Below are 11,536 nucleotides of genomic sequence, written 5' to 3' on the forward strand. Positions count from 1 at the left end.
GGCAGCATGTCCTTGACAAGGAAATAACAAAATGGATTTGCTGCGTTTCCTGCTGCTCCTGCCGATTCGCGCGGCGGGCTTCGTCTGGTGGCTGCTCGGCTGCGCGCTGCGGCCGCTGGTCGGCGACGTGTCGTGGACGGCGCCCGCATGGATGGGCGTCACCGCCGCGGCCGTGCGCCGCCGCCCGTGGCATGCCGGCGGCATCGTGCTGCTCGCGGCCGCGCTCGGTTACGGCGGCTACTGGTTCAAGCACCGCCCGAAGCCGCCGGAGCCCGAAACCGTCGGCTTCACCGTGAAGGCGCCGGCGATCACGACCTACGAGGTCGACGATGCCGACAAGCCGAAGATCACCGTGCATCCGCTGGAAGTGGCGTTCTCGCGATCGGCCGCGCCGATCGAACAGGTCGGCAAGCCGGCCGGCGACGGCATCGAGATGACACCCGCGCTGAAGGGCGTGTGGGAGTGGGCCGACGACAAGACGCTGCGCTTCACGCCGGCGGCCGACTGGCCGGTCGGCGCGCACGTCGAGGTGCGCTTCGCCGTGCATCGCGTGTTCGCGCCGCAGGCGACGATGCGCGACGATCGTTTCGCGTTCGACGTGCCGGCGTTCGCCGCGACGTTCGGCGACAACCAGTTCTACCAGAACCCCGACAATCCGGCGGAGAAGCAGGCGCTGCTGCAGTTGCGCTTCAACTACCCGGTCGATCCGGCCGAGTTCGAGAAGCGCATCGGCCTCGCGCTGGTCGGCCGCGACGGCAAGACCGTGTCGCCGCTGCGCTATACGGTCAACTACGACAAGATGAAGACGAGCGCGTGGGTCTACTCGCAGCCGCTCGACATTCCGCGCGATCCGCTGGCAGTGCGGCTCGACGTCGACAAGGGCGTGAAGAGCGCGCGAGGCGGCAACGGCACGCCGGATGTGCTGCACGCGTCGGTCGACGTGCCGGGGCTGTACAGCCTGTCGATCGGCAATATCGCGCCGACGCTGGTCGACAACGAGCGTTACGAGCCGGAGCAGGTGCTCGTCGCCGAAGCGTCCGACGGCGTGCGCAGCGCGGAGCTGGCCGCGCGCGCGAAGGCGTGGGTGTTGCCGAAGCGCAAGCCGGGCGTCGATCAGTCGGACGACGATCCGCCGTACGAATGGAACCTGGCCGACGTCAGCGACGCGGTGCTGAAGCAGTCGAAGCCGCTGCCGCTCGAAGCGGTGCCCACCGAGAACGACTACGCGACGCTGCAAAGCTTCAAGTATCACGCGACGCCGGGCGATCGTATCGTCGTGCGAATCGAGGGCAACCTTAAATCGGCCGGCGGTTACCTGCTCGCCGAGGCGGCGACGACCGCGTTCACGGTGCCCGACTATCCGAAGCTGCTGCGCTTCATGGCCGATGGCTCGCTGCTGTCGATGAGCGGCAGCAAGCGGCTGTCGGTCGTGTCGCGCAACCTGCCGGGGATGAAGGTCGAGATCGGCCGCGTGCTGCCCGACCAGATCCAGCATCTCGTGAGCTTCAACAACGGCACGTACGCGCGGCCCGAACTGTCGTATTCGTTCAGCGAGGATCACATCGTCGAGCGTTTCGTGCAGACTCGCGCGTTCCCGGCCGGCGACCCGGGCCGCGCCCATTACGAAGGCGTCGACCTCGGCCAGTATCTGAAGGACGGCAAGCGCGGCGTGTTCCTGCTGCACCTGTCGAAGTACGATCCGGCGGCCGAGAAGAAGAAGGCCGACGATGCGAAGGATGGCGACGCGGCGTCCGATGACGGCAGCCACGATCAGTCCGACAACGCCGATTCGGGCGACAGCAGCGGCAACGGCGACGACGGCGACAACGCACTCGGCGACACGCGGCTGATCGTCGTGACCGATCTCGGGATGCTGGTCAAGAAGGCGCTGGATGGCAGCCAGGACGTGTTCATCCAGTCGATCCGCTCGGGCAAGCCGGTTGCGGGCGCAACCGTATCGGTACTCGCGGTGAACGGCCAGGCGCTGTTCACGCAGACCACCAGCGCCGACGGCGTCGTGCATTTCCCGGCATTCAAGGGGCTCGACCGCGAGAAGCGTCCGCAGCTCTACGTCGTGAAGAAGGACACCGACCTGTCGTTCCTGCCGGTGGCCGGCCGCGACCGCCAGCTCGACTTCTCGCGCTTCGACGTCGACGGCGAACGCAACGCGACGGGCCAGGGGCAATTGTCCGCGTACCTGTTCTCGGATCGCGGGCTGTACCGGCCCGGCGATCCATTCCATATCGGCCTGATCGTGCGTGCGGCCAACTGGGCGCGCAGCCCGGCCGGCGTGCCGCTGCAGGCGGAGATCGTCGACCCGCGCGGGATGACCGTCGAGCGCAAGCCGGTGACCGTCGACGCGACCGGTTTCACCGAGATCGGCTACACGACCGCCGAAACGGCGCCGACCGGTACGTGGACGGTCAACCTGTACATCGTGAAGGACGGCCAGCCGGGCGCCGAGCCGATCGGCAGCACGACGGTGCAGGTGAAGGAATTCCTGCCCGACCGGATGAAGGTCGACGCGAAGCTGTCGCAGCAGGTCGTCGAAGGGTGGGTGAAGCCGAAGGGGCTGAAGGGCATCGTCGATGCGCAGAACCTGTTCGGCACGCCGGCCGAGAAACGCCGCGTCGCGGCGACGCTGACGCTGCGCCCCGTGTGGCCGTCGTTCCGCAGCTGGCAGGGGTATCACTTCTTCGACGCACGCCGCGCGAAGGAGGGCTACACGACCGCGCTGCAGGACGGCACGACCGACGACAAGGGTCATGCCGAATTCGATCTCGATCTCGACAAGTACGCGGACGCGACCTACCAGCTCTACTTCCAGGCGAAGGCATATGAAGCGGAAGGCGGCCGCAACGTCGCCGCGAACGCGCAGACGCTCGTGTCGAACAACGACTGGTTCGTCGGCTACAAGTCGGTCGACGATCTCGGCTACGTGAAGCGCGGCAGCCCGCGCACGGTGCGGCTCGTCGCGATCGATCCGGGCGCGAAGGCGATCGACGTGAAGGACCTGCGCGCGCAGCTCGTCGAGCAGCGTTACGTGTCGGTGCTGACGAAGCAGGATTCCGGCGCGTACAAATACGATTCGCGGCTGAAGGAAGTGCCGGTCGACGAGAAGCCGCTGTCGATTCCGGCAGCCGGGCTCGACTACGCGCTGCGCACCGACAAGCCGGGCAGCTATGCGCTCGTGATCCGCCGCGCCGATGGCGCCGCGGTGAACCGGATCGAGTATTCGGTCACGGGCGCCGCGAACGTCACGCGTTCGCTCGACCGCAACGCGGAGCTTCAGGTAAGCCTCGCGAAGCACGACTTCAAGCCGGGCGAACAGGTGGAAATCGCGATCCGCGCGCCTTACGCGGGCAGCGGCCTGATCACGATCGAGCGCGACAAGGTGTATGCACATGCGTGGTTCCATGCGGACACGACGAGCTCGATTCAGCACATCACGGTGCCGGCCGGCTTCGAAGGCAACGGCTACATCAACGTCCAATACATTCGCGATCCGGCGTCGGACGAGATCTTCATGAGCCCGCTGAGCTACGGCGTCGTGCCGTTCTCGGTGAACCTCGATGCGCGCCGCAACGCGGTGAGCGTCGATGCGCCGGCGCTCGTGAAACCGGGCGATACCGTCAACTTCACCGTGCATTCGGCGAAGCCCGCGAAGGTCGTGGTGTTCGCGGTCGACGAGGGCATCCTGCAGGTCGCGCGCTACAAGCTCGGCGATCCGCTGAAGTTCTTCTTCCGCAAGCGGATGCTCGAAGTCGGCACGTCGCAGATCCTCGACCTGATCCTGCCGGACTTCGAGAAGCTGATGGCGATGGCCGCGCCCGGCGGCGACGCCGACGATGCGATCGGCCGCCAGTTGAACCCGTTCAAGCGCAAGCGCGACAAGCCGGTCGTCTACTGGTCGGGGATCGTCGACGTGAACGGCGACACGCGCCTGAGCTACACGGTGCCCGACTACTTCAACGGAAAGCTGCGCGTGATGGCCGTGTCGGTGTCGCCGGATCTCGTCGGCACGTTCGAAGGCGCGACGACGGTGCGCGGCGATTTCGTGCTGTCGCCGAACGTGCCGACGACGCTCGCGCCGGGCGACGAGGCCGACGTCAGCGTCGGTGTCGCGAACAACCTGACGGGCGTCGGCAACCAGCCGGTGCCGGTCGCGGTCACGCTGAAGACGGGCCCGCAGTTGCAGGTGATCGGGCCGGCGACGCAGAACGTCGCGCTCGCGCCGCAGCACGAAGGCGTCGCGCTGTTCCGCGTGAAGGCGACCGATACGCTCGGCTCCGGCGCGCTGTCGTTCGGCGCGCGCTACGGCGCGAAGGGTGCGCAGCAGCGTGTCGACGTGTCGGTGCGGCCGGCCGCCGCGTTCCGCACGCAGCTCGACATCGCGCGGCTCGACCCGGGCAAGAAGACGGGCGTGCCGAACCTGCGGTCGATGTACGACGCGTATGCGTCGCGCGACGCGAGTATTTCCACCGCGCCGCTGGTGCTGACCGAAGGGTTGTCGTCGTATCTCGTCAACTTCGAGCATTCCTGCAGCGAGCAGATGGTGAGCGCGGCCGTGCCGCGCGTGTTCGCGGCGAAATGGCTGTCGGTGCGCGCGCTGACGAGCGCGATGCATGCGCCGGAAGCCGGCGCCGACACGGCGAACGCGAGCGCGATCGCGCAGTTCCTCGGCGTGTTGCGCGGCCGGCAGAACGCGCAGGGCGGCTTCGGCTTGTGGAGCGCGACGCCCGATGCCGATCCGTTCGTGTCCGCGTATGCGATGCACGTGCTGCTGGATGCGCGCGAGCGCGGCATCGCGGTGCCGAAGGACATGCTCGACGCGGGCAACGCGTATTTGCAGCGGCTCGCCGCGAACGATTCGCTCGGCTCGCTCGACCTGTTGCGGCAGCGCGCGTACGCGGTGTACCTGCTGACGCGCCAGGGCAACGTGACGACCAACAGCCTCGCGGCCGTGCAGAAGCGGCTGCAGGCGGCCTATCCGAACGACTGGAACAACGATCTCGCGGCCGCGTGGCTCGCCGCGTCGTATCAGTTGCTGAAGCAGGACAAGGAGGCCGCCGCGCTGATTGCCGGCCCGCAGGCGTTGCTCGAACGCAAGCGCGCGTCCGACGGCGGTGACGCGGCCGGCTACTACATCGACCCGCTGACGCGCGATGCGAGCGTGCTGTACCTGCTCGCGAAGCACTTCCCGGAGCGCGTGCGCAAGCTGTCGCCGCGCGCGATGGACAACCTCGCCGCGCCGCTCGTCGACAACCGCTACAACACGCTGTCGTCGGCGATGACGATTCTCGCGCTCGACGCGTATGCGGCGTCGAACGCGGGCCAGCTCGACCGGCTCGCCATCAACGAGGTGCGCGCGGGCGCAGCGCCGAAGGACGTGTCGTCGATTCAGGCGAACCTCGTGCGATCGGGCACGTGGGCGGCCGGCGCGTCGCGCGTCGACTTCGTGAACGGCAGCGCGCTGCCGGCGTGGTGGGTCGCGAGCCAGTCGGGCTACGACCGCGGCACGTCGACGAAGGCGATCAGGAACGGGCTGGAGATCGTGCGCGACTACACGGATACCGACGGCAAGCCGCTCGCGAGGATCGCGCTCGGCCAGGAGATCGACGTACACCTGAAGATTCGCGCGACAGGTTCGGCGAACGTCGGCAACGTCGCGATCGTCGATCTGCTGCCGGGCGGCTTCGATCCGGTGATCGCGCCGCCGCCGGTGACCGATACGCAGGACGGCAACGGCGACGGCAGTGCGTCGGCGCCGGTGGCCGATGCACCGTGGCATTCGCCGATCGGCGTGAAGGGCTCGACGTGGCAGCCGCAGTTCGCCGATATCCGCGAGGATCGCGTGGTGATCTACGGCACCGCGACGACCGACGTGCGCGAGTTCGTCTACCGGATCAAGGCGAGCAACGCGGGCCGCTTCATTGCACCGCCCGCTTACGGCGAATCGATGTACGACCGCCGCGTGCAGGCGCAGGCGCCGGGCGGCACGGCGCTGACGGTGGAGCGCGTGCGATGACGGGGCGGTTTCATCCGCGTCGCAGGTCGCGCACGTCGCCAGGAGCGGCCGCGCGTGGCTGACGCATCCGTGCTCCGGCGCGCGCTGCACGGCGCCGGCCGCTGGCTGCATCGCTGGCAGAACTGGCTCGTCGGCGCGCTGCTCGTGTTCGGCGTGCTGGCCGCGTGCCGGTTGTGGCCGCATCCGCCGCTGCGCGACTGGAAACCGTCGTCGGTCGCGGTGACGGACGCTCAAGGCCGGCTGCTGCGCCTGACGCTCGCGAAGGACGACCGCTACCGGCTGTGGGTGCCGCTCGACCGGATGTCGCCGCAGCTCGTCGAAGCGGTGATGCTGCACGAGGACCGCTGGTTCCGGTGGCATCCGGGTTTCAATCCGTACGGGCTCGCGCGCGGTGCGTGGATCACGTACGTGCGCGGCGGCAATCCGCAAGGCGGCTCCACGCTGACGATGCAGCTCGCGCGCTCGCTGTGGAAGCTGAACACGCGCACGCCGGCCGGCAAGCTCGAGCAGGTTGCCCGCGCGGTGCAGCTCGAACTGTTCTACTCGAAGCGGCAGATTCTCGAAGCGTATCTGAACGACGCGCCGTACGGCCGCAACGTCGAAGGCGCGGGCACCGCGAGCGTCGTCTATTTCGACCGGATGCCGGACGCGCTGACGTTGCCCGAAGCGCTCGCGCTCGCGGTGATTCCGCAGGACCCGGCGCGACGCGTGCGCGGCGGGCAGGACGAGATCAACCGTGCGCTGGCCGCGTCGCGCAATCGGCTCTATGCGCGCTGGCTGACGAAGCACCCGGGCGATGCGTCGCTCAAGCCGTTGTTCGCGTTGCCGCTCGCGATGCGGCCGCTGTCCGCGCTGCCGTTCGACGCGCCGCATGCGGTCGACCAGGCGCTGGCCGCGCGCAGCGCGTGGCGTACGACGTCGAGCGGCGCGGCGGACGATGGCAACCGCGACGGCGATGGCGGCGCCCGTCTTGCGATGACGCTCGATCTCGACCTGCAACGCACGCTCGAACGGCAGATTTCACGCTACGTCGCGCGCAACGATACGCGCGGCGTGCGCAACGCGGCGGCCATCCTCGTCGATACGCGCGACATGGGCGTGAAGGCGCTGGTCGGCTCCGCGAACTTCTTCGACCGGACGATCGACGGGCAGGTGAACGGCACGCTCGCGCGGCGCTCGCCGGGCTCGACGCTCAAGCCGTTCATCTATGCGCTCGGCTTCGACCAGGGCGTGCTGCATCCGCAGACCGTGCTGCGCGACGTGCCGACGTCGTTCGGCCCGTATGCGCCGGAGAACTTCGACGGTCATTTCCTCGGGCCGATCACGGCGACCGACGCGCTGAACCGCAGCCGCAACGTGCCGGCCGTATGGGTCGCGTCGCAGCTCAAGTCGCCCGACCTGTACCGGTTCCTGCAGGACGCCGGCGTGCGCCGGCTCGCAAGCGCGCAGCACTACGGGCTCGCGCTCGTGCTCGGCGGCGGTGAAGTGACGATGCAGGATCTCGCGGCGCTGTACGCGATGCTCGCGAACCGCGGCGAGTTCCGGCCGCTGCGGCTGCGCGCGGACGAGCCGGCATTGCCCGGCCGGCGCTTGCTCAGCGCCGAAGCTAGCTACATGACGATGGACATGCTGCGCCAGCACCTGCGCCCCGACGAGACGAGCGGCGCGCAGCCGTCGAGCGTGCCCGTGTACTGGAAGACCGGCACGTCATGGTCGTTCCGCGACGCGTGGACGGCCGGCGTGTTCGGCCCGTACGTGCTGGTCGTGTGGGTCGGCAATTTCGACAATTCGACCAATACCGCGTTCGTCGGCGTCGACGCGGCCGCGCCGCTGTTCTTTCAGGTCGTCGATGCGCTGAATGCCGAGCGGGCCGTCGTCGAGCCGCCGCGCGCGGTGCCGCCGAAACTGAAGCGCGTGCGCATCTGCCTCGCGAGCGGCGATCTGCCGAACGAGTGGTGTCCGCAGCAAGGGTGGACGTGGTTCATCCCCGGCACGTCGCCGATCCGCGTGAGCACCGTGCACCGGCCCGTCGTGATCGACGACGCGACGGGGAAGGCCGCGTGCCCGCCGTACGACGGCAAGCGCACGCATACGGAGGTCTTCGAGTTCTGGCCGTCGGACTTGCAGCAGGTGTTCGCGCAGGCCGGCATTCCGCGCCGGCGGCCGCCGCAGAATGCGGATTGTCGCGATGCCGGGCAGGTCGAAGGCGACCCGCCGCGCATCACGTCGCCGCTGCGCGGCAGTACGTATGCGATGCGCGTGAAAAGCACCGACGACACGCGCATCGCGTTCAACGCGACCGCCGATGCGAGCGCGCATGCGCTGTACTGGTTCGTCAACGACGCGTATGTCGGCCGCAGCGGGCCGGGCGACGCGCTGTTCTGGCAGCCGCGCACGGCCGGCAGCTATACGGTGCGGGTGGTCGACGATCACGGCCGCAGCGATCAGCGGCCGCTGGGCGTGGGACTGGAGCAGTAGCGCCGGTTCAGACCGTGTAGCCGATGCGCAGCACACCCCACGGCCGTCCGCCGACGACGATCGGCGCGGACACGTCCTTCATCAGCACGAACTGGCCGTTGCCCATGTCGCGCCGATAGGTCTGCAACAGGAACGGCTTGTCATGCGCGACGGACATGCGCGCCGTCCGGTCCGTGTAGATCCGGCGGTTTCGGCAATTTGCCGCATTCCACGCGGCGTCCGCACGCTGCGGCAGGGAAAACTTGCGGTTGTGGGTCGGCAGGTAGCACTGCCGGTCGAAGCTCGCGCAATAGACGACGCGTGGGTCGACGTCGAGCACCGGCTCCTGGATCGCCGGCAGCACGCGATCGGTGAACGCCGTGAAGCGCGTCATGAACTGTTGCGGGTCGGTGCCCGGAATCGGTTCGTAGTGCGCGTCGAAGAGCGCGTCGAGTGCGATATCGCCGCGGGCGACCGCGTCCTCGAAGAGCTTGCCGATCTTGGCGGCCGTGCTCCGTGCGGTGTCGATCAGGCGCGTGTCCGGCGATTCGATGCCGGTCGCGGCGGTGAGCTCGATCAGCGTCTCGGAGACGGAGAGCAGATTGCCGAGGCGGTCCTTGGCCTGCGAGAAGTTGTCGGCCGAATTCTCGACGCCGGACGCCATCTCGCCCACCTGCTCGTCGAGACGGTGGCACTGCGCCTCGATCTCGTCCGTCAACGACGCGATCTGTTCGGCTTCGCCCGCGAGCTCGGTGATCGCGTGCCCGGTCGCGTGCACGACCTCGCCGATCGTGCGCGTGCCCTCGCGCACGCGATGCGCGCGGGCGGCGTTGTCGGTGCCTTCCGCGAGCAGGTGGTCGGTCTGCTCGGCGAGCCGCGCGAGCGTCGTCTCGATCTGGGCCGTCGCCTGCCCGGTTTTCGCGGACAGGTTCTTGACCTCGGCCGCGACGACCGCGAAGCTGCGGCCCGACTCGCCGGCGCGCGCGGCCTCGATCGCGGCGTTCAGCGCGAGCAGGTGGGTCTGTCTCGCGATGACGGAGATTTCCTCGGACACCGCCCGCACGTGACCGAGCGCGTCGCGCAGCGCGCCCATCTGGTCGCTGATCGTGGTGACGCCCTCGACGAGGCCGTGAATGTCGGCGAGCGACGCCTCGATCGTCTGCTGCGACTGCCGGACCGCGTTCGACGCATTGGCGCTGACGTCGCGCACCTGCTGCGCGGCCTCGGCGATCCGGTGGTTGCCGCGCAGCGTGACGGCGGCCGATTCGCGCAGCGTATGGCAGACCTCCGCCTGCCGGGCGACGCGTGCCGCGACTTCCTCGACGTGGCCCGATACGTCGCAGATCTCGATGCCGAGCCTGCCGGCCTGTTCGGCGATGTCGCCGACGAGCGCGCGCGACGAACGGCGGCCGCGGCCGATTCCGAAGAAGTTCACGTTGGTGGGTCTCCTTGAGGGCACGCGCGCCGGGTTCCCGGCGGATGTTGCGCATGCGTTCCTGACTTGACGGCCGCGCGGCCGAGGACTTGAGGTCGGGTAAACATCGAGATCGGTGCGCAGGATGACCGGGCCCGCGCCGGGCGGGGCGTTTGCGCGACGTTCGCGTGACGTTTGCGCGACGTTTCCGTGGCCGGACGGGCAGCGCGTGGTGGCCGCCCGTCCTCGGGGGATATCAGAACACGTGATGGATGCCGGCGTTGACGCCGACCGTCGTGCCCGGCAACCCGTACAACGCACCGCCCGTGATGCCGAGGCCCGTATTCATCGCGCCGTGGTTGTTGACCACGCCGACCTGTGCATACAGGCCCGTTCGTTTCGACAGGCTGTAGTCGGCGCCGATCGCGGCGAGCAGCGAATGGTTGTGCGAATCGTTGCGGTCGGTCGTGTACCACGCGCCCGTGTTCAGGTCGAGGGCCGGCGTGACGCGATAGTCGAGGCCGGCGCTATACACGTTGTTGCTGAACGAGCCGGCGACCTTGTAGCTCGTGAACGACGCCTTGCCGGTTACCGGCCCGAACGTATAGGCGGCGCCGATCGTGCGGCCGACGAACGCGACCGCGCTCGGCACCGGCGTCGGCGTCGTGCCGCCGTTCCCGTCGTAGAGCGCCGCGTTGACCATGAAGCCGCCGTTCGTATAGGTGAGGCTGCCGGAATACTGGCGCCCCGCCTGGAAGTCGCCGGCCTTGCCGCCGAAGCCGAACATCGCGCTGGCCGTCAGCCCGGCGATCGTCGGGCTCGTGTACGAAATCGCGTTCGGGTTGAAGAGGCCCGTGACGAGCACGTTGTCGACGTACGGCACCAGCGCGGCGCCGAAGTGCGAGACGTTGCGCGGATCCGATCCGAGGATCGCGAGCACGAACGGCGAGAACTGCAGGCCGACCTTCGTTTCGCCGAAGCCGCCGTCGATCCCGACCCACGCCTGACGGCCGAAGAAGTTGCCGTTCGAATGGCCGAACGCGCCGTCCGTGATGTTGAAGCCGCTTTCCAGCTTGAATCGCGCGTGCAGCCCGCCGCCGAGATCCTCGGTGCCCGTGATGCCGAAGTTGGTCGGCGTCATGCCCGTGTCGGTCAGCGCGAACTGGCGCCCGGCGTTGCCGCCGGTTGCCGAATCGAGCGATCGGCTCGTATAGAGCAACGCGGCGTCGAGATCGCCGTACAGCGTGACGCTGCTCTGCGCGAAGCTGCTGGTGCTTGCGGCCGCGCCAAGCAGCGCCGCGCACATCGTCCGTGTCATTCCCTTCATCGTCTGTCTCCGTTTTGTGAGTGTTGTAATACGTACGACTAATTAAAAATGCAGTGGTGAAAGTGCTGCGATCCGCCTGCATGCCGTGCCGTCGGGGAACGCACGGCGATGCTCGTCGCCGGCGCGAGCGCGGCCGCGCGCCCGGCGTGATGAACGGGCAAGCGGTCGTGCTCCGGCGCCGCGGTGACGCGATAGGCCCGCCGCGGCGGGCGATGTCACATCGCGTGGTTCAACTGCTCGAGGATGGCCGGATTCTCGAGCGTGGACGTATCCTGCGTGATCGCCTCGCCCTTCGCGAGCGAGCGCAGCA

General features: G+C 68.5%; 4 protein-coding genes. 2 read left to right on the top strand and 2 right to left on the bottom strand.

Features of this window, described 5'->3' with window-relative positions; genetic code table 11:
- The first annotated feature begins 31 nt into the window (after positions 1–31).
- Together J8I33_RS29260 and pbpC are read left to right on the top strand one after the other, a co-directional pair.
- Positions 32–6,028, top strand: a complete 5,997-nt coding sequence (locus J8I33_RS29260) for an alpha-2-macroglobulin (protein ID WP_209939595.1) — start codon at positions 32–34, stop codon at positions 6,026–6,028.
- A gap of 54 nt (positions 6,029–6,082) precedes the next feature.
- Positions 6,083–8,506 (top strand): penicillin-binding protein 1C, encoded by a 2,424-nt coding sequence (pbpC, locus tag J8I33_RS29265; protein WP_209939596.1) that lies wholly within the window; start codon positions 6,083–6,085, stop codon positions 8,504–8,506.
- Positions 8,507–8,513: 7 nt separating this feature from the next.
- Here pbpC and J8I33_RS29270 read toward each other — a convergent pair whose 3' ends face one another.
- Positions 8,514–9,920 carry a methyl-accepting chemotaxis protein gene (locus tag J8I33_RS29270; RefSeq protein WP_209927937.1) on the bottom strand — a complete coding sequence of 469 codons (1,407 nt, stop codon included), beginning with the start codon at positions 9,918–9,920 and terminating at the stop codon, positions 8,514–8,516.
- A gap of 235 nt (positions 9,921–10,155) precedes the next feature.
- Entirely contained in the window at positions 10,156–11,226 is a 1,071-nt protein-coding gene (locus J8I33_RS29275; RefSeq protein ID WP_209939597.1) for a porin, read from the bottom strand.
- Positions 11,227–11,536 lie beyond the last annotated feature (310 nt).

Source organism: Burkholderia sp. AcTa6-5, from assembly GCF_017815075.1.
GTDB classification, from domain to species: Bacteria; Pseudomonadota; Gammaproteobacteria; order Burkholderiales; family Burkholderiaceae; genus Burkholderia; species Burkholderia sola.

Excerpts from the sequence above, each read along its gene's own strand:
- J8I33_RS29275 (WP_209939597.1), bottom strand. The coding sequence starts at position 11,226 with ATGAAGGGAATGACACGGACGATGTGCGCGGCGCTGCTTGGCGCGGCC.
- J8I33_RS29260 (WP_209939595.1), top strand. The coding sequence starts at position 32 with ATGGATTTGCTGCGTTTCCTGCTGCTCCTGCCGATTCGCGCGGCGGGC.